Genomic DNA, 19,503 nt, shown 5'->3' with positions numbered 1-19,503 from the left:
TCGCAAGCATGGGCGTGACAAGCGGCTACTGGCACCTGTGGCACCTCTACTCGCGCGGCATCGTCTATTGCGCGCTGGGCATGCCCCATATCGATTGCACGGGCATGCGCTGGCGCCATCTCCACCCCCACCTGCCCGAGCGCGACCGCTACGCACAGACCAAGCTGCTCCAGGCCACGATCGCCTATATGGAGATGCACGGCGAGCTGCCCGTGCCGCCCGACGCCGACCGCATGCGCCTGCTGTACTCGCGCTACCTGCCCTGGAGCGCCCGGCTCCAGGCAGACACGGCGCCCATCGACCCCACCTTGAACCCCGCGAGGGCCTGACCTCGCTTCCCCCCGACCTCGGCTTCAAGTATCTCTGGCATCACCCCTGACCCGACGATTTCTCGGCCAGGCTGGAACTGGAGCGGCCGGGCTCGGATGCGCGCCACATCATCACTGAAGCCTGCCGCGAGGCGCTGGCCGAGGACCAGAGCGACTGCATCGTCCTGGGCTGCGCGGGCATGACCGACCTGTGCGACGAGATCTCCGACGCGATTGGCGCGCCGGTCATCGACGGCGTGTCCTGCGCCGTCAAGATGGCCGAGGCGCTTGTCTCGCTGCGGCTCTCCACCAGCAAGCGCGGAGACTGGGGGCTTGCGCATGGCAAATGAGCAAAAGAAAAGCCCGCTTGCGCGGGCTTTTCTGGGATTTCCGGCCGGCTAGCGCCTTGCAGCGATCAACCGACCCACTTCCGTGCGTTGCGGAACATGCGCATCCACGGGCTGCCGCCGTCCGTGGCCTGCTTCCAGGCGTCCGGGGCCCAGCTCATGGTGGCTGCACGGAACACGCGCTCCGGGTGGGGCATCAGGGCCGTAAAGCGGCCGTCCACGGTCGTGACCGAGGTGATACCGTCCGGCGAGCCGTTCGGGTTCAGCGGATAGGCCTGCGTCACCGCGCCCTTGTTGTCGACGAAGCGCAGCGCCACCTTGGCGGCATGGATATCACCCTGCTGCGAGAAGTCGGCAAACCCTTCGCCGTGTGCCACGACGATCGGAATGCGGCTGCCTTCCATGCCGGCGAAGAAGATCGACGAGGACTGCTCGACCTGCACGGTCACGAAGCGCGCTTCGTACTGTTCCGACTGGTTACGCGTGAACTTCGGCCAGGCATTGGCGCCCGGGATGATCGGGGCGAGGTTGCTCAGCATCTGGCAACCGTTGCAAACGCCGAGCGCGAAGGTGTCCTGGCGGTTGAAGAAGGCCGCGAACTGCTCGGCCATCTGCGCGTTGAACAGGATGGTCTTGGCCCAGCCTTCGCCGGCACCCAGCACGTCGCCATAGCTGAAGCCGCCGCACGCCACGAAGCCCTTGAAGTCGGCCAGGCTTGCCCGGCCGGCGATCAGGTCACTCATATGGACGTCGTGCGTATCGAAACCGGCGCGGTCCATGCTGTATGCCATTTCGAGGTGCGAGTTGACGCCCTGCTCACGCAGGATGGCCACGCGCGGACGGCTGCCGGTGGCGATGAACGGCGCGGCGATGTCCTCGGCCGGGTCGAACGTCAGCACCGGGCTGATGCCAGGGTCCGTATCGTCCTGGAGCAGCTGGTACTCGCTGTCCGCGCAGGCCGGGTTGTCGCGCAGGCGCGCGATGCGCCAGCTGACTTCCGACCAGTTGCGCTGGAGTTCGGCACGGGCAGCGCCGAACACCTTCTTGGCGTCGCGGTACACCTCGAGCTGATCGGTCGCATTCGGCTTGCCGATCACGTGGCTGCAGGCCGACAGGCCGGCTTCGCGGAGCACGCCGAACACCGCGTCGCGCTCGTCGAGTCGCACCTGGATCACGGCGCCCAGTTCCTCGGAGAACAGCGCGCGCAGCGTCTGCTCGTTGCGGCGCTCCGCCACCTGCTGGGCCCAGTTCTTGGCATCGCCATAGTCCTGTTCCTGCGTCGGGTCGAGCGCGAGCATGTCCACGTTCAGGGACACGCCGCAGTGACCCGCGAACGCCATTTCCGCCACGGCAGCCATGAAGCCACCGTCCGAGCGGTCGTGGTAGGCCAGCAGCTTGCCTTCACGGTTCAGGCGCTGGATCACGTTGAAGAAGTTCTTCAGGTCGTCGGCGTTGTCGACGTCCGGCGCGCGGTCGCCCACCTGCTGCGTCACCTGCGCCAGGATGCTGCCGCCCATGCGGTTCTTGCCGCGGCCCAGGTCGATGGCGATCAGTACGCTGTCACCCTGGTCCGTGCGAAGCTGCGGCGTCAGGGTATTGTCGACGTCATCCACGGCGGCAAACGCCGAGATGATCAGCGACACGGGTGCCACGACTTCCTTGTCGCCGTCGGCGTCCTGCCACTTGGTGCGCATGGACAGCGAATCCTTGCCGACCGGAATGCTGATGCCCAGCGCCGGGCACAGTTCCATGCCAACGGCATGCACGGTGTCGTACAGCTTGGCATCCTCGCCCGCCACGCCGCAGGCGGCCATCCAGTTGGCCGACAGCTTCACCTTGCCGAGGTCCTTGACCGGTGCGGCCGCCAGGTTCGTCAGCGCCTCGCCAATCGCCATGCGGCCGGAGGCCGGTGCGTCGATCACGGCCAGCGGCGTGCGCTCGCCCATGGTCATCGCCTCGCCAGCGCGGCCCTTGTAGTCGAGCGTGGTCACGGCCACATCGGCCACCGGCACCTGCCACGGGCCGACCATCTGGTCGCGCGCGTTCATGCCGCCCACGGTACGGTCACCGATGGTGATCAGGAACGACTTGCTGGCCACGGTGGGGTGGCGCAGCACGTCGCGCACCGCCTGCTCCAGCGCGATGCCGGTCACGTCCACCGGCGGCAGTTCCTTGGTCACGCGGGTCACGTCGCGGTGCATGCGCGGCGGCTTGCCCAGCAGCACGTCCATCGGCATGTCTACCGTGAAGTGCTCCTTGAGCGCGGCGTCCACGTGGGCGTCCACCAGTTGCAGCTGCTGCTCCTCGGTGGCCACGCCGACGACGGCAAACGGGGCGCGCTCACGCTCGCACATGGCCTGGAAACGCGGGAAGCTGTCCGGCGCAATCGCCATGACATAGCGCTCCTGCGAYTCATTGCACCAGATTTCCGCCGGCGACAGGCCCGACTCCTCCAGGTGCACCTGACGCAGGTCGAAGCGCGCGCCACGGCCAGCGCCGTCCACGAGCTCCGGGAAGGCGTTCGAGATACCGCCCGCGCCCACATCGTGGATCGACAGGATCGGGTTGTCGTCGCCAAGCTGCCAGCAGGCGTTGATGACTTCCTGCGCGCGGCGTTCCATCTCGGGGTTGCCACGCTGCACCGAGTCGAAATCGAGGTCGGCCGTGTTGGTACCGGTGGCCATCGAGCTGGCGGCGCCGCCGCCCATGCCGATGCGCATGCCTGGGCCGCCGAGCTGAATCAGCAGCGTGCCGGCCGGCAGCGGGTCCTTGTGGGTATGGCCCGCGTCGATATTGCCGATGCCGCCGGCAATCATGATCGGCTTGTGATAGCCGCGCACCGTGCCGGCCACGTTCTGCTCGTAGACGCGGAAGTAGCCGCCCAGGTTGGCGCGGCCGAATTCGTTGTTGAACGCGGCGCCGCCGAGCGGGCCCTCGATCATGATCTGGAGCGGCGAGGCGATGCGGTCCGGCTTGCCGGTCACGCCAGCCTTGTCGTCCGGATTGCGATGGGCCACCGGCTGGGCGGCATCGCGGGCGTTTTCCCAGGCCTCGATGGCGTCCGGCAGCATCAGGTTCGACACCGTGAAGCCGGTCAGGCCCGCCTTGGGCTTGGCGCCCCGGCCCGTGGCGCCCTCGTCGCGGATTTCACCGCCGGCGCCGGTGGAGGCACCCGGGAACGGCGAGATCGCGGTCGGGTGGTTATGGGTCTCCACCTTCATCAGCGTGTGGGTCAGCGCCTCGTGGCGGCCGTACTGCTGGTCCGCGCCGCGCGGGAACCAGCGCTCGGCCATATCGCCTTCCATCACGGCCGAGTTGTCCGAATACGCGACGATCGAGCCCTGCGGATTCARCTGGTGCGTATTGCGGATCATCGCGAACAGCGACTTGTCCTGGCTCACGCCGTCGATCGTCCACGTGGCGTTGAAGATCTTGTGGCGGCAGTGCTCGCTGTTCGCCTGCGCGAACATCATCAGTTCCACGTCGGTCGGGTTGCGGCCGAGCTTGGCGTAGGCGTCGAGCAGATAGTCGATCTCGTCCTCGGACAGCGCGAGACCCATCGCCGTGTTGGCCTCCTCCAGCGCGGCGCGGCCGGTGGCGATGTCCACGAAGCGCAGCGGCTTGGCCGGCAGTTCCTGGAACAGCCCAGCGGCGTCCTCGCGCGAGGCGATCACGGTTTCGGTCATGCGGTCGAACAGGTGCGCGGCCACGGCGGCACGCACGTCGGCGTCCAGCGTCTTGCGGCCACGCAGCAGGCCCTTCTTGCAGATCACGGTGATCTCCACGCCACGCTCGATGCGGTGCACGTGGGACAGCCCGCAGTTATGCGCGATGTCCGTGGCCTTGCTGGCCCATGGCGAGATCGTGCCGAAACGCGGAATCACCACGAAGCGGTCGCCCTCGGTCTGGGCCGTGAACGGCGTGCCGTAGGTCAACAGCGCGGCAATGCGCGACTGGTCTTCGGCGGAAAGCGGGGTGTCGGTATCGACGAAATGCAGAAACTGGCCATGTACCGATTCAATATCGGCATCGATCTGTTTGAGCGTGGCAAGCAGGCGTTGCTGGCGGAAGGCGGAAAGCGCCAAAGCGCCGGGGAAGCACGAGAAATGCGCCATGATCGTAGCGGTCGGGAGGCGTAGGGAGGTCGGGGCTGGCGGCCGCCGGCACCGCTGAGTGGGGAACCGGCTGGCGGGAAACCGCTATTGTACCTTGCCGGGGCCCGCTTTTTGCATTGCGCAATGGGACGGAGGCGGACATGGACGTCCAAATCGGCTGCGACACCGGCAAGTGCWGCGGACGCACCGCTTTAGTGCGYCATGAATCACTTGATTGATAGCCGATGCTTAGAGCGACGTCGCCGAGCGTGCCGCCTGCTCGTACAAGCCGGTCAACACCCGCAAAAGGCGCGCAAGTTCGCCAATCTCGATGTTTTCCTCGCTACCTTCGGTGAAATTGCTGGTCAGGCACTGCTCGCGGATCTCGCGATAGCGGGCGCAGGCCTCGGCGCCGGCCTGCGTGGTGGCGTAGGTGGCCTCTTTGCCCACCCGCTCGCCGGCGACCAGCCCCAGTCCTGCCAGCTTCTTCAGCGCGTAGGTGACAAGGTGGGTGTCTTCCACATTCAGCACGAAGCAGATATCGGCCAGCCGCTTGGCCCGGCCCCGGTGATTGACGTGGTGGAGCACCAGCACGTCCAGGAAGGTCAGGTCGCGCACGCCAGCCGCGCCCATGCAGCGCACCACCCAGCGGCTGTAGGCGTTGTAGGCCGTGTTCAGGCCGAACTCGAACTCGGACAATTCCGGGCTCCGCACCGAGACGAGGTGCGACGATGAGACGATGTTGACGCCGGCGGCGCGGCCCAGCGTGGCGGGAGGCCGGACGGCGGCCGATGGCGCGTCGTCGGACGCGCTGGCCTGGACTGGCTTGCGTGCCATGAAGCAGGTCTCCCTTCGAAGATGAATAAAATTCGTCGAATCACGACAGATTGTTGACGAATTATCGAGGTGAAGTCGGCCTGAGTCAAAAAACCGGCTCAGAACCAGGCGCGAACGCCGGCCACGAAGCGGGTCTCGCCACTGCGGCCACCGGCCGTGCGGACCAKGTCGGCGGTATTGCCRAACGACTGGTAGCGCTCCACGCCGAYATAGGGTGCGAACTGCCGGCTGATCTCGTAGCGCAGCCGGATGCCGACCGTCCCGCTCGACAGCCCGCTGCCGACGCCCGTCTCCGGATCGTTCTTCCCGTACAGATTGGCCTCGATACGCGGCTGGAGGATCCACCGCTGCGTCAGCAGCAGCTCATATTCCGCCGCCAGGCGCAGCGCGGTGCGCCCTTCYGTGCCGACATAGGCCGTCGCGTCCAGCTCGAACCAGTACGGCGCCAGCCCCTGGATGCCCATCGCCAGCCAGTTCCGGGCCGGCCGGCCATGGCCGACATCGTTCCGGAAGCCGAGTTGGGTGTCCCAGTACGAGCCCACCGCGTGGCCCCAGAGCAATTCCGTGCGCGCATCGTGCACCCTGCCCTGCGCGGCCCCCCCTTCGGCCTTGATCACGAGCCGATTGTAGGTACCGCCGAACCACGCTTGGGCCTCGTAGGCGGCGGCATTGTTGCCGTTGCCGTGCGCCCATTCGAGCCGATCGATCAGCACCGAGCCGAAGGGGTGCTCATCCATCATGTGCAAGGACCGATGGCCGCCCAGTGCGTACTGGCCGACGCCCAGCTGGTAACCATCCGAATACGCGTGCGGGTCGCGCGCATCGGCGGGCGCGCTGCCACCCTGCATCGCATCGTGCTGGGCCAGCGCAGCGCTCGTGCCCAGCCCGGAAAACAGCGCGGCGACAATCATTCTTTTCCGAAATTGCAGCGTCATCATGCCACCACCACTTCGCGGAACATGCCGGCGTCCATATGCATCATCAGGTGGCAATGCCAGGCCCAGCGGCCGAGCGCGTCGGCGGTGACGAGGAAGCTGATGCGCTGCGCGGGCTGAACCGGGATGGTGTGCCGCCGCGCCTGGAAGGAGCCGTCCGGCGCCTCAAGCTCGCTCCACAGGCCGTGCAGGTGCATCGGGTGGGTCATCATCGTGTCGTTGTGGAGGATCACGCGCAGCCGCTCGCCGTGGCGGAAGCGCACCGGCGTCGATTTGCCGAACTCGACCCCATCGAATGACCACGTGTAGCGTTCCATATTGCCGGTCAGGTGCAGTTCGACTTCACGCCCCGGGCCGCGCGGGTCCATCGGGCCGCCGATCGTATACATGTCCGAGAGGGTCAGCACGCGCCGCCCGTTGTTGCGCAGGCCAATGCCGGGGTCGTCGAGGTTGGTGCGGGCCATGTCGACGCGCATGTCGGTGCTCGGGCCGTATTCGGTGCGCGCGTGGCGCGCCTTGGTGCTGGGCACCCGGAGCCGGTCSGGCGCGGCCATGCCGTGCTGGCTGTGATCCATGGCGCCGTGGTCCATGTGCCCCATCGCAGCGTGATCCATCGCGCCGTGATCCATCGCCCCATGGTCCATCGCTCCATGGTCCATGCTGCCCATCATGTCGACCGGGGTGAGCCACTCGGGCTGGTCCAGCGGCGGCACGGGCGCCTTGATCCCATCCCGCACGGCCAGCGTGCCGCGCGCGTAGCCGCTCCGGTCCATCGACTGGGCGAAGACCGTGTGGGCGTCGTCGGTCGGCGTCACCAGCACGTCGCAGGTCTCGCCGGGGCCGAATCGGAATTCGTCCACGGAAACCGGGTCGATGCCCTGCCCGTCCACCTGGACCACCTTGAGCTTCAGCCCCGGAATCCGCACGTCGTAGAACGTATTGCCGGCGCCGTTGATAAAGCGCAGCCGCACCGTCTCGCCAGCGCGGAACAGGCCGGTCCAGTTGCCGGCCGGCGTGACGCCGTTCATCAGGTAGGTCAGCGTGGCGCCCGAGAGATCGGCCAGATCCGTCGGATTCATCCGCATCTGGTTCCACATCTTGCGCTTCTCCAGCGCGGCGCCCAGGCCGTCCTGCGACACATCGCGGAAGAAGTCGCCCACCGTGGGCCGGTTGTAGTTGTAGTAGTCGCTCTGGGTCTTGAGCTTGGACAGGATGCGCATCGGGTCTTCTTCCGTCCAGTCGGACAGCAGCACCGAATAGTCGCGATCCGCGCGGATCGTGTCGTCATCGCCATCGATCACRATCGCGCCGTASACGCCGGTCATCTCCTGGAAGCCGGAATGCGAGTGGTACCAGTAGCTGCCGCTCTGCGCCACCTTGAAGCGGTAGGTGAACGTCTCGCCGGGCGCGATGCCCGGGAAGCTGATCCCGGGCACACCGTCCATCTGGTACGGCAGCAGGATGCCGTGCCAATGGAGCGACGTGGGCTCGTTCAGCCGATTGGTCACGCGGATCGTCACCGTATCGCCCTTGCGCCAGCGCAGCGTGGGGCCGGGCAGCATGCCGTTGATGGTCGGGGCGATGGTTTTCCGGCCGGTGAAGTCCACCACCGCGTCCTGGATGACGAGATCGAACTCGGTGCCGCGCAGCACCGGCGCGGTGCCGCTGCCGGCGCGGGCCGGGCCGGTGGACGCCTGCGCCCATGCCGGCACGGCGCCAACCGCCCCCAGCACGCCGCCTGCCGCCAGGCCCTGAACGAATCGACGCCTTGTCAGGCCGCGCGGCGATGACAGCAACAGCCCCGCCGGAGATATGGGTCGCATGCAATGAATCCTTGGTGTCTCTTATATAGGCGCAGCCAGCTTAGTGACTTCGCAGTAACCGACAAATGACCCGAACATTACATTCCGGTAATCTTCTTGTCATGTTGAGGGAGCGACATACACTGTTGCCTCGCACGGATGGGAGTGGGCATGAAGCTGCTGGTGGTGGAAGACGAGCCGAAAACCGGGGAATACCTGAGGCAGGGCCTGACCGAGGCCGGCTTCGTCGTGGATCTGGCCGTCAACGGTCAGGACGGCGGGCACCTGGCGATGACCGAGGCCTACGACCTGCTGATCCTCGACGTGATGCTGCCCGGCATGGACGGCTGGCGCGTCCTCCAGACCCTGCGCGGCGCCGGCAACCCCGTGCCCGTGTTGTTCCTGACCGCCCGCGACAGCGTGGCCGACCGGGTCAAGGGGCTGGAACTGGGCGCCGACGACTACCTCGTCAAACCCTTTGCCTTTTCCGAGTTGCTGGCCCGGGTCCGGACCCTGCTCCGGCGCGGCACCGCCATCGTGCAGCTGGACCGCATCGAGATCGGCGACCTTGTGCTCGACCTCGCCCGCCGCCGGGCCACGCGCGCCGGCCGCCGCATCGTGCTGACCGGCAAGGAATTCGCCCTGCTGGAACTGCTGGCCCGCCGGCGCGGCGAGGTGCTGCCGCGCTCGCTGATCGCCTCGCAGGTCTGGGACATGAATTTCGACAGCGACAGCAACGTGATCGACGTGGCCATCCGCCGGCTGCGCGCCAAGATCGACGATGACTTCGAACCCAAGCTGATCCAGACCGTGCGCGGCATGGGCTACGTGCTCGAGGTGCCGGAGGACGAGGCGTGAGGCGCCGATACTCGCTCACCACGCGGCTGACAGTGCTGTTCTCGCTGTCGTCGGCGGTGGTGCTGCTCGGGCTGGCCGGGCTGATCCTCTCGGCCATGGACAGCCATTTCGCCGATGAGGACTACGCGCTGCTGCGGGATAACCTCCGCGTCATCGAAAAATCGCTGGCGGCGGGCGCTTCGCCCCAAGCACTTCATGCGGGCCATGCCGGCGACCCCTACGCGCACCACGCCGGCGTGCTGATCCACCTCCGCGAGCCCGATGGCCGCACCCGCTACGCCACCCCGGATTTTGACTTCGCAGCAGCGCTGGCCGCCCGGCCGGTCCACGAAGAAGGCGAAGATCGCCTCGCCTGGCAGCAGGCCGGCAAGCGCTACCGGGGCCTGCGCGCGGCGGTGCCGGCGGGCGATGCCGCCCRGCCCATCGGCGTGATCCTGGCGATGGACACCGACATCCACGAGCATTTCCTGCGCGCGTTCCGCCGCTCGCTGGTGCTCTACGTGGCGCTGGCGGTGCTGGCGAGCGGCCTGTTCGGCTGGTGGGCGGCGCGGCGCGGACTGTCGCCGCTGCGTGCGATGGCCTCGCGCGCCAAGGCCGTGACCGGCGACAAGCTCGACCAGCGCATGCCCGTGGAGGCCGTGCCGGTCGAGATGGCCGCCCTGGCCGCCGACCTGAACGCGATGCTGGCGCGCCTGCAGGACGACTTCCGCCGGCTGTCCGAATTCTCGTCGGACCTCGCCCACGAACTGCGCACGCCGCTGACCAACCTGATGACGCAGACCCAGGTGGCGCTCTCGCAGCCGCGCGACGCGGCCCGCTACCGCGACGTGCTGGCCTCGAACGTCGAAGAACTGCAGCGCCTGTCGCGCATGGTCTCCGACATGCTCTACCTGGCCAAGATGGAGCATGGGCTCGACCTCCCCCACAAGGAGTCGATCTCGATCGGCACCGAGGTGCTGGCCCTGTTCGAGTTCTACGAGGCGCTGGCCGAGGACAAGGGCATCGCCCTGCGGCTGGTGGGCGATGCGCGCATCGACGGCGACCGCCTGATGCTGCGGCGCGCGCTCAGCAACCTGCTGTCGAACGCGCTGCGCTACACCCCCGAGCGCGGCAGCGTTACGGTCACCGTCACCCGGCAGGCGGGCGAGGTGGAAGTCGCCGTGGAGAACGACGGCCCCGGCATCGCGCCGGACCTGCTGCCCTCTTTGTTCGACCGCTTCTTCCGGGGCGACAAGTCGCGCGCCCGGCCGGAGTCCGAGACGGTGGGCCTGGGGCTGTCGATCACCCGCGCCATCGTCGCCGCGCACGGCGGCAGCATCTCGGTGCGCTCCGCGCCTGGCACCACCCGTTTCGCGATGCAATTCCCCCCGCCCGCCCGCGAGCCGGCCGCGTCCTGACCCGCGCGGCGCGCCCGCCACATCCAGACGAACCCTATCTGTCGGCGCCGGGCGCTTCTTGCTACCCTGTGGATTCCCGAAGCCATGCCCGGTGCGCAGCCACTGGGCACGGCCCTTGCATTCGAAGCCATCGTGCAATGCTCACCGCGCGGCGACCGAGCCAGAAGCCGCGCGCGTGATCGCGGCGTACGTCATGTCTCAGACAATCGAACCCTGTATTGCCTGATATCTGACGCGCGCCCGGTAGTTCCAACCCGCGCAGTCGGGCAGGCGCCCACGCGCAACACCAGGAGAGATCGAGATGCGAGTCAAGGCAATGGCAGTTGCGGCGGCAGCCCTGCTGCTTGGCAGCACGGCAGCATGGGCGGACACCAAGTGGGACCTGCCCACCGGCTATCCGGCCACCAACCTGCACACCGAGAACCTGCAGCAGATGGCCAACGACGTGGAAAAGGCCACCGGCGGCAAGCTCAAGATCCTGCTCCATCCCAATGGCTCGCTGCTCAAGGCCAACGAAATCAAGCGCGGCGTGCAGACCGGCCAGGTGCAGATGGGCGAGATCCTGATGTCCACGCTGGCCAACGAGAACCCGGTCTTCGGCGTGGATGCCGTGCCATTCCTGGCCACCAGCTACGCCGATGCCTTCCAGCTCTGGCAAGCCTCCAAGCCKGTGACCGAGAAGGTGCTGGACCGCCAGGGCATGAAGTTGCTCTACGCCGTGGCCTGGCCGCCGCAGGGCATCTACGCGAACAAGCCGATCAACAGCGCCGCCGACATGAAGGGCCTGAAATGGCGCGCCTATAACCCGGCCACGTCGAAGATCGCCGAACTGGTCAGCGCCCAGCCCGTGACGATCCAGGCGGCCGACCTCGCCCAGGCACTCGCCACCGGCACGGTCAACTCGTTCATGTCCTCCGGCGCCACCGGCGTGGACACCAAGGTCTGGGAATCGGTCAAGTACTTCTACACCGTGGACGCCTGGCTGCCCAAGAACATGCTGGTGGTCAGCAAGAAGGCCTTCGCCGCGCTGGACAAGCCCACGCAGGACGCCCTGCTCAAGGCCGTGGCCGATGCCGAGAAGCGCGGCTGGCAGGTTTCCGAGCAGAAGACGCGCGACTACCTGGCCACGCTGGCGAAGAACGGCATGACCGTGGCACCGCCCTCGCCCCAGCTGAAGAGCGATATGCAGAAGGTTGGCCAGGTCATGGTCGACGAATGGGCCAAGAGCGCCGGCGACGACGGCAAGGCCATCCTCGGCGCCTACAAGAAGTAACCCCCATGACCACTCCGTTGCCTGACAAGCGCTGGCTGGATCGCTGGCTGGACTTCTGCGCCGTGCTGGGCGCGCTCTGCATCCTTGCGGTGTGCATCGTCATGATCGCCATGTCGATCTCGCGCGAGACCACCATCACGCTCAAGGGCGGCGACGACATCGTCGCCTGGCTCTGCGCCGCCTCGGCCTTCCTCGTCCTCGGACAGACCTTCCAGCACGGCGGCATCGTGCGCGTGGAGATGCTGCTCGAGGCCGTGGGGCCGCGCCGCCGCTGGATGCTGGAGCTGCTCTCGCTCTCCATCTGCCTGCTGTTCGCCGGCTACGCGTCCTGGGCGCTGGGCACCTTCGCCTGGCAGAGCTGGGATATTGGCGATGTGTCGCAGGGGCAGATCGTGATTCCGCTCTGGATTCCGCAGAGCTTCGCCGTGATCGGCGCGGTGGGCTTCCTGCTCGCCGTGGCCGACGAATGGCTGCGCGTGGTGCGGCGCCTGAAGCCGCGCTACCAGCTGGCGCAGGAGGCCAAGCTGGCGTCGGGCGACTTCGGGGAGACGATCTGATGAGTACCGTTGTCGTCGCATTGATCCTGCTGGTCGTGCTGGTGGTCTTCCTGGCGGTGGGGACGTGGATTCCGGTGGCCATCGCGGTCACCTCGTGGGTGGGGCTGGTGGTGTTCTCGGACCACGATGCGCTGGTCAACCTCGCCAACGCGTGGTGGTCGTCGAGCGCCTCCTACACGCTGGCCTCGCTGCCGCTGTTCGTGTGGATGGGCGAGATCCTGTTCCGGACCAAGCTGTCCGAGCAGATGTTCTCGGGGCTCTCGCCCTGGCTCAACTGGCTGCCGGGCCGGCTGATGCACGTGAACATCCTGGGCTGCGGCATCTTCGGGTCGGTGTCGGGCTCGTCAGCGGCCACCTGCGCGACCATCGCCAAGTCGGCGCTGCCCGAGTTGACCCGGCGCGGCTACGACGAGCGCATGACGCTCGGCTCGCTCGCCACGGCCGGCACGCTGGGCATCCTGATTCCGCCGTCRATCACCATGGTGGTGTACGCGGTATCTGCCGATGTGTCGATCATCCGCGTGTTCCTGGCCGGCTTCCTGCCCGGGCTGCTGCTGATGGTGCTGTTTTCGGGCTACATCGTGGTCTGGGCGCTGATGAACCCGAAGCGCGTGCCGCCCGCCGAGACCTTCGGCTGGCGCTCGCGGCTGGCTTCCATCCGCCAGTTGATGCCGTGCATCGTGCTGATCGCGTTCATCACCTGGATCATGATGGCCGGCTACTCCACCGCCACCGAGGCYGCGGCCTATGGTGTGGTGGCGTCGCTGGCGCTGGCCTGGATGGGCGGGTCGCTCACGCGCCGCGCGTTCTGGGACAGCCTGATGTCGGCCACGCGGCTCACGGCGATGATCATGTTCGTGCTGGGCGCCACCTCGTTCCTCTCGGTGACCATGAGCTTCACGGGCATTCCGCGCGCGCTGGCGGAGTGGGTGGCGGCGCTGCACCTGTCCCCGTGGGCACTGATCGGCGTGCTGACGATCATCTACATCGTCCTCGGCACCGCCCTGGACGGCATCTCGATGATCGCCCTGACCACTGCCACGGTACTGCCGATGGTGCAGCAGGCCGGCTTCGATCTGGTATGGTTCGGCATCTTCATCGTACTGCTGGTGGAGATTGCCGAGGTCACGCCGCCGGTCGGGTTCAACCTGTTCGTGCTACAGAGCATGACCGGCAAGGACAGTAACTACATCGCCCGGGTATCGCTGCCATTCTTCATGATGATGGTGCTCGCCATCGCCATCGTGACGGTCTGGCCGGCCGTGGTCACGTGGCTGCCGGACGTGGTGATGGCGAAGGAGCTGAAGTAGCGGCGGCGCCATCGAGGGTTCATCGACACAGGGACAAACCGCCAAGATGCATGTGATTGTGATCGGTGCCGGCGTGATCGGCGTGTGCTCCGCCTGGTACCTGCGCCAGGCCGGTTTCTCCGTGACGGTGCTCGAGCGGCGCGGCGCGCCGGCGCAGGAGGCCAGCTTCGGCAATGCCGGCGTCATCGCGCCGGGCTACGTCACGCCGTGGGCCGCGCCGGGCATGCCGGGCAAGGTCCTGCGGACGCTGTTCCAGCGCGAATCCCCCGTTGTCTTCCGGCCCAGCGCCGATCCGGCCATGTGGCGCTGGATCGGCCGCTGGCTGCGCGAGTGCCAGCCGGAGCGCTACCGCGCCAACAAGCTGCGCATGCAGCGCCTGGCGTTCTACAGCCGCGACTGCCTGCATGGGCTGCGCGAGGCGCTGGAGATCGAGTACGAGCAGTCGCGCGGCTATCTGCAACTGTTCCGCACCCARCGGGACCTCGACCTCGCCGCGCCGGCGCTGGCCGTGCTGCGCGAGAACCGCGTGCCCCATCAGTTGGTCGATGCCGCCGGCTGCCGGCGGATCGAACCCGGCCTGGCTGCCGACACGGCACTGGCGGGCGGCCTCCATCTTCCCGAAGATGAATCGGGCAACTGCCCGATGTTCGTGCGACGGCTGCACCAGCATGCCGAAGCGGCGGGTGTGCAATTCCGGCTCGATACCGATGTGGCCCGGCTGCGCCCCACTGACAGTGGCGGCCTGACAGTCGAACTGGCCGCTCCGCGCGGCGCCACGCCCGAGACCCTGCAGGCGGACCGCGTGCTGGTGGCCGCCGGCGTCGGCAGTGCCGCGCTGCTGCGCCCGCTGGGGCTGCGCGTGCCGCTCTATCCGGTGAAGGGCTATTCGGCCACGGTCATGGTGCGCGACGAGCTACAGGCGCCGCTCGCCGCCCTGATGGACGAGTCGTACAAGGTRGCCATCACGCGCATGGGCAACCGGCTGCGCGTGGCGGGCACGGCCGAACTCGGCTCGCGCCGGCTGGACCCGCGCCCGGCTGCGCTCGACACGCTGATCAAGGTGGCGCGCGACTGGTTTCCGGTGGCGGGCCACTACAACGAGGCCACGCTGTGGGCCGGCGCCCGGCCGATGCTGCCGGACGGCCCGCCGCTGATCGGCGCCACGCGCGTGCCCGGCCTGTTCCTGAACCTCGGCCATGGCTCCACGGGCTGGGCGATGGGCTGCGGATCGGGCAAAATCGCGGCGGACCAGATTGCCGCCAGCGCGGGACAAGGCGACGGACCGGCCATCGACATGGACGGCCTCACCCCTGCGCGCTACGGCCTGGCCTCCGCTTGATACTGGCCTGATGCCGACCATGACCGCCTCGCCCTCCCCGTCTTCCCCACTGCCTGACTGGCTGCCGCTCGACCCCACCGGCACCGACGCCACGCCGCTTCATGACGTGGCCACGATCCGAGAGATCGAGCATGCGGCGCTGGCGGCACTGCCCGCCTTCACGCTGATGACGCGCGCCGGCCATGCCGCCGCCGACTGGCTGGCGCGGCAGGTGCCGGAGGGCCGCATCGTCCTGCTGGCTGGCGCCGGCAACAATGGCGGCGATGCGCTGGTCGCGGCCACGCGGCTGCACCAGTCGGGGCGGCAGGTCGAAGTCTGGCTGACTGCCGAGACCGACCGGCTGCCGCCCGATGCCTCGCGTGCCTGGACCGAGGCCCGCACGGCCGGCGTGCCGCTGCTGGCCGTGCCGGCCGACCCGTCCAACACCACCGCTGCCCTGCCGCCCTGGCCGGCGGGCTGCACTGCCCTGGTCGACGGCCTGCTCGGCATCGGCCTGAACCGCCCGGCGGACGGCAACGTGGCGCGCTGGATCGATCATGTGAACGCCGCCGGACTGCCGGTGTACGCGCTGGACATTCCAAGCGGGCTGTCCGCCGATACCGGCGCGGGCCGACCGGCCATCCGCGCGCGCCGCACGCTGACCTTCATCGCCGCCAAGCCGGGCTTGCTCACGCTGGACGGCCGCGACTGCGCAGGCGAGATCGACATCGCCCCGCTCGGCCTGCCCTATCCGCCGGCGCAGGCCGCCATCGCCCATGTGAACCTGCCGGGCGCATTCCGCGATGCGCTGCCGGGGCGCCCGCATGCGGTGAACAAGGGCACCTTTGGCTCGCTGGCGGTGCTCGGCGGCAGCCACGGCATGGCCGGGGCGCCGCTGCTCGGCGCGCGGGCGGCGCTGCATCTGGGCGCGGGGCGCGTGCATGTGGGCTTCCTCGCCCAGCCGGCGCCGTTGATGGACCCGGTCCACCCCGAACTGATGCTGCACGATGTGGCCGACATGGCCGTCGAGACCATGTCCGCGCTGGTCATCGGGCCGGGCATGGGTACCGGCGGCGCGGCGGGCAAGCTGCTGGGGCAATGGATCGACACCTGCGCCAAGGCCAGCCCACCCCCGCCGCTCGTGCTCGACGCCGATGCGCTGAACCTGCTGTCTGGCGACAAGACCCTGGCCGATGCGTTGCGCGCCAGCGGCGTGCCGCACGTGATGACGCCGCATCCGCTGGAAGCAGCGCGGCTGCTCGGCTGCACCGTGGCCGAGATCCAGCGTGACCGCCTTGGCGCCGCGCGCGCGCTGGCCGCCGCATGGCAGGCCACGATCGTGCTGAAGGGCTCCGGCACGCTCATCGCGGCGGCTGGCGTGGACAGCATCGCCATCAATCCGACCGGCAACGCCGCGCTGGCCACGGCCGGCACGGGCGATGTGCTGGCCGGCATGATCGGCGCGCTGCTGGCGCAAGGCATGGCGCCGAAGGACGCCGCCTGCGCGGCGGTCTGGATCCATGGGTGCGCCGCCGACCGGTTGGTCGCCAGCGGCACCGGCCCGGCGGGCATGACTGCCAGCGAACTCTATCTGCCCGCCCGCGACATCCTCAATGCGCTGATCCAGGGCCGGACGGCATGACCCAGGCCGCCAGTCTCACCACGGGCGAGGATCCGCGCCGTCGCCTGCTGACCGGCATCGCGCTGCTGGTGCTCGGCCAATGGATCCTGAGCCTGCTCGACGCCACCGGCAAGACGCTGACCCAGCAGGGCCTGCCCGTGGTCGCGGTGGCCTGGGTGCGCTATCTCGGCCATGTCGTGGCCATCTTCCTGTTGCTGGGGCCGACGCGCTGGCGGCTGCAGTATCGGCCCTCGCGGCCACGCCTCCAGTGGCTGCGCGGCGTGCTGATGCTGGCATCGACGCTGGTGTTCTTCAGCGTGCTGCGCCTGATGCCGCTGGCGCAGGCCACCGCCCTCAACTTCTGCGCGCCGCTGTTCGTGGTGGCGCTATCGCCGTGGCTGCTCGGTGAGCGCCCGGGGGCGCACGCGCGCTGGACGCGCTGGATCGGCGTCGCCATCGGCTTCGCCGGCATGCTGGTGGTGGTGCGGCCCGGCGGCGAACTGAGCACGCTCGGCGTGGGGCTGGGGTTGCTGTCCGCGATGTTGTTCGCGCTGCTGCAAATGCTGACGCGCCACATCGCCGCCCATGACGCGCCGATGACCACGCTGATCCAGAGCGGCGTGACCGGCGCGGTGCTGACCACGCTCATCGTGCCATTCTTCTGGTTCGAGGCGGTTCCCACGCCGGCGCAGGCCGCGCTGCTGCTGTCCGCCGGCATCACCGGGTCACTTGGGCATTACTTCGTGATCCGCGCGTTCCAGTACGCCGATGCCTCGTTCCTGAGCCCCTTCCTGTACCTGCAGATCTTCTCGGCCACGGTGGTCGGGTACTTCGCATTCGGGCAGTTGCCGGACTGGACCACCGCGCTCGGCATCGCCGTGATCTGCGTGGGCGGCGTCTGCGTGGCCGGCGGCGAGCCGTTGCTGCGCCGTGTGGCGGGCCGGCTCGCGGCACGCGCCCGTCCCCGCACTTGAGGGGCAGCAGGGGAACGCACCACGTCGGACAATGTCCGATAAAACACGGACGCCATGGCTGCTAAGGTAGCGTGTGCGTCCGCCCATCCGCCCTTGGTGACGCAATCGGAACAAAAGACGGGAAAGATCCGTCCGTTACCGCGCATGTACCGCCAAATTCCGGCGATATACTACCGCTGCCCGCCACGCCGGGCGTTTGCCCCCCTGAGACAAACCGAACACCGCATGCCGACTGAACTCCACGCCTGGACCGCCCTTCGCCAACACCACGACGCCATCCGCCATACGCCGATGCAGGACTGGTTTGCCGAAGCCGAAGCCGCCCGGCGGGTCGAGGACTTCTCGCTGGAAGCCGCCGGCCTGTACCTGGACTACTCCAAGAACCGCATCACGTTCGAAACCTTCGCGCTGCTGATGAAGCTGGCCGAGGAAGCCGGCGTGACGCAGCGCCGGGACGCCATGTTCGCGGGCGAACACATCAACACCACCGAAGACCGTGCCGCCCTGCACGTGGCGCTGCGCGCGCTGCCCGATGCGCCGTTCAAGGTCGATGGCGTCTCCGTGATGCCGGCCATCCATGACGTGCGCTGCCGTATGCAGGACTTTTCCGAACGCGTACGCGGCGGCGCCTGGACCGGTTCCACGGGCCAGACCATCACCGATGTCGTCAACATCGGCATCGGCGGGTCTGACCTCGGCCCGCGCATGGTCTGCCGCGCGCTGGCGCACCTGGGCGACCAGACCGGGCCGCGCATCCACTTCGTCTCCAACGTAGACGGCACCGAACTGGCCGAAACGCTCGTCCGACTGAACCCGGCGCGCACGCTGGTCATCGTCTGTTCCAAGACKTTCACCACGCTCGAGACCATGGCCAACGCGCGCAGCATGCGCGACTGGTTCCTGCGCAACGGCGTTCCCGAGAACCAGCTCGCGCGGCATTTCGTGGCGGTGTCCACCAATCGCGAGGCCGTGACCGAGTTTGGCATCGACCCCGCCAACATGTTCGAATTCTGGGACTGGATTGGCGGCCGCTTCTCGCTGTGGTCTTCAGTGGGCCTGTCGATCGCGCTGGCCGTGGGCTTTGATGCCTTCGACGACCTGCTGCTCGGCGCGCGCGCCATGGACGATCACTTCCGCACCGCCCCGCTGGCGCGCAACATGCCCGTGGTGATGGCGATGCTGGGCATCTGGTATCGCAATTTCTTCGGCATGCCGACCAGCTGCATGGCGCCGTATTCGACCTCGCTCGAACTCTTCCCGGCGTTCCTGCAGCAGCTGGAAATGGAGAGCAACGGCAAGTCGGTCCAGCTGGACGGCCAGCCRGCGCACGTGCAGACCTCGCCCGTGGTCTGGGGCACGGCCGGCACCAATGGCCAGCACGCCTACTTCCAGATGATTCACCAGGGTTCGCAGATCGTGCCGGTCGACTTCGTGGCACCGCTGGTGCCGCCGCGCAGCCTGCCCGGCCATCATGCCAAGCTGCTGGCCAACTGCTTCGCGCAGGCCGAGGCGCTGATGCGCGGGCGCAGCGCCGAGGAGCTACGCGCGGCCGGCATGACCGACGAGGACCGCCTGCCCCACATGGTGTTCGAGGGCAACCGCCCGAGCAACACGCTGCTGATGGAAGACCTGACGCCGCATGTGCTCGGCGCGCTGATCGCGCTCTACGAGCACCGCACGTTCGTGCAGGGCGTGGTGTGGAATATCAATTCGTTCGACCAGTGGGGCGTGGAGCTGGGCAAGATCCTTGCGCGCCCGATCGAGGCCGAACTCAATGGCAGCGCCCAGGCTACGCACGATGCGTCCACGGCGGCGCTGATCGCCCGCGCGCGCCCCGTGCTGGCGCGCGGCTGACGCCGCGCCCGCCGGAGC

At 68.1% G+C, this 19,503-nt stretch carries 14 protein-coding genes and 1 pseudogene; 11 read left to right on the top strand and 4 right to left on the bottom strand.

Features of this window, described 5'->3' with window-relative positions:
* Positions 1-8 precede the first annotated feature (8 nt).
* Both AB4Z27_RS07740 and AB4Z27_RS07735 read left to right on the top strand, forming a co-directional pair.
* The gene (locus tag AB4Z27_RS07740) at positions 9-329 is read left to right on the top strand and encodes a hypothetical protein (RefSeq protein ID WP_092293114.1); all 321 of its coding nucleotides are present in this window, start codon (positions 9-11) and stop codon (positions 327-329) included.
* Between the two features lie 71 nt (positions 330-400).
* Positions 401-658 (top strand): annotated as a pseudogene (locus tag AB4Z27_RS07735) (aspartate/glutamate racemase family protein); the annotation flags it as partial.
* Positions 659-723: 65 nt separating this feature from the next.
* Here AB4Z27_RS07735 and purL read toward each other — a convergent pair.
* From purL to AB4Z27_RS07715, 4 genes are all read right to left on the bottom strand, one after another.
* Positions 724-4,770: a phosphoribosylformylglycinamidine synthase gene (gene purL / locus AB4Z27_RS07730; protein WP_441644179.1), complete on the bottom strand. Its 4,047-nt coding sequence runs from the start codon at positions 4,768-4,770 to the stop codon at positions 724-726.
* A gap of 228 nt (positions 4,771-4,998) precedes the next feature.
* Positions 4,999-5,586, bottom strand: a complete 588-nt coding sequence (locus AB4Z27_RS07725; protein WP_092293110.1) for a winged helix DNA-binding protein — start codon at positions 5,584-5,586, stop codon at positions 4,999-5,001.
* Positions 5,587-5,684: 98 nt separating this feature from the next.
* On the bottom strand, positions 5,685-6,521 hold the full coding sequence (locus AB4Z27_RS07720; RefSeq protein ID WP_441644218.1) for a copper resistance protein B: 837 nt from the start codon (positions 6,519-6,521) through the stop codon (positions 5,685-5,687).
* Positions 6,521-8,344 (bottom strand): copper resistance system multicopper oxidase, encoded by a 1,824-nt coding sequence (locus AB4Z27_RS07715; protein WP_092293106.1) that lies wholly within the window; start codon positions 8,342-8,344, stop codon positions 6,521-6,523. The genes AB4Z27_RS07720 and AB4Z27_RS07715 overlap by 1 nt, the downstream gene beginning before the upstream one ends.
* Before the next feature lie 150 nt (positions 8,345-8,494).
* Between AB4Z27_RS07715 and AB4Z27_RS07710 the strand changes: the two genes are divergently transcribed.
* The 9 genes from AB4Z27_RS07710 to pgi all read left to right on the top strand — a co-directional run bounded on the left by AB4Z27_RS07710 (position 8,495) and on the right by pgi (position 19,485).
* Positions 8,495-9,181: a heavy metal response regulator transcription factor gene (locus AB4Z27_RS07710; protein WP_092293104.1), complete on the top strand. Its 687-nt coding sequence runs from the start codon at positions 8,495-8,497 to the stop codon at positions 9,179-9,181.
* On the top strand, positions 9,178-10,578 hold the full coding sequence (locus AB4Z27_RS07705; protein ID WP_441644178.1) for a heavy metal sensor histidine kinase: 1,401 nt from the start codon (positions 9,178-9,180) through the stop codon (positions 10,576-10,578). The genes AB4Z27_RS07710 and AB4Z27_RS07705 overlap by 4 nt, the downstream gene beginning before the upstream one ends.
* 301 nt (positions 10,579-10,879) lie before the next feature.
* Positions 10,880-11,851 (top strand): TRAP transporter substrate-binding protein, encoded by a 972-nt coding sequence (locus AB4Z27_RS07700; protein ID WP_092293100.1) that lies wholly within the window; start codon positions 10,880-10,882, stop codon positions 11,849-11,851.
* Between the two features lie 5 nt (positions 11,852-11,856).
* A complete protein-coding gene (locus tag AB4Z27_RS07695; protein WP_092293098.1) occupies positions 11,857-12,408 on the top strand; it encodes a TRAP transporter small permease subunit in 552 nt (183 codons plus the stop codon).
* Positions 12,408-13,718 carry a TRAP transporter large permease gene (locus tag AB4Z27_RS07690; RefSeq protein ID WP_441591054.1) on the top strand — a complete coding sequence of 437 codons (1,311 nt, stop codon included), beginning with the start codon at positions 12,408-12,410 and terminating at the stop codon, positions 13,716-13,718. The genes AB4Z27_RS07695 and AB4Z27_RS07690 overlap by 1 nt, the downstream gene beginning before the upstream one ends.
* A 46-nt stretch (positions 13,719-13,764) precedes the next feature.
* Positions 13,765-15,057 carry a D-amino acid dehydrogenase gene (locus AB4Z27_RS07685; RefSeq protein WP_092293094.1) on the top strand — a complete coding sequence of 431 codons (1,293 nt, stop codon included), beginning with the start codon at positions 13,765-13,767 and terminating at the stop codon, positions 15,055-15,057.
* A 19-nt stretch (positions 15,058-15,076) separates the two neighbouring features.
* Positions 15,077-16,678, top strand: a complete 1,602-nt coding sequence (locus AB4Z27_RS07680) for an NAD(P)H-hydrate dehydratase (RefSeq protein WP_177219890.1) — start codon at positions 15,077-15,079, stop codon at positions 16,676-16,678.
* Positions 16,675-17,631, top strand: coding sequence for a DMT family transporter (locus tag AB4Z27_RS07675; RefSeq protein ID WP_441644177.1), 957 nt, complete (start codon positions 16,675-16,677; stop codon positions 17,629-17,631). The genes AB4Z27_RS07680 and AB4Z27_RS07675 overlap by 4 nt, the downstream gene beginning before the upstream one ends.
* 225 nt (positions 17,632-17,856) lie before the next feature.
* Positions 17,857-19,485 carry a glucose-6-phosphate isomerase gene (pgi, locus tag AB4Z27_RS07670; protein ID WP_092293088.1) on the top strand — a complete coding sequence of 543 codons (1,629 nt, stop codon included), beginning with the start codon at positions 17,857-17,859 and terminating at the stop codon, positions 19,483-19,485.
* Positions 19,486-19,503 lie beyond the last annotated feature (18 nt).

Origin of the sequence: Cupriavidus sp. KB_39 (assembly GCF_052114485.1) — a bacterium.
GTDB lineage: Bacteria > Pseudomonadota > Gammaproteobacteria > Burkholderiales > Burkholderiaceae > Cupriavidus.
Note: the sequence above shows the minus strand (reverse complement) of the source record. Positions and strands in the feature narration are given on the sequence as shown.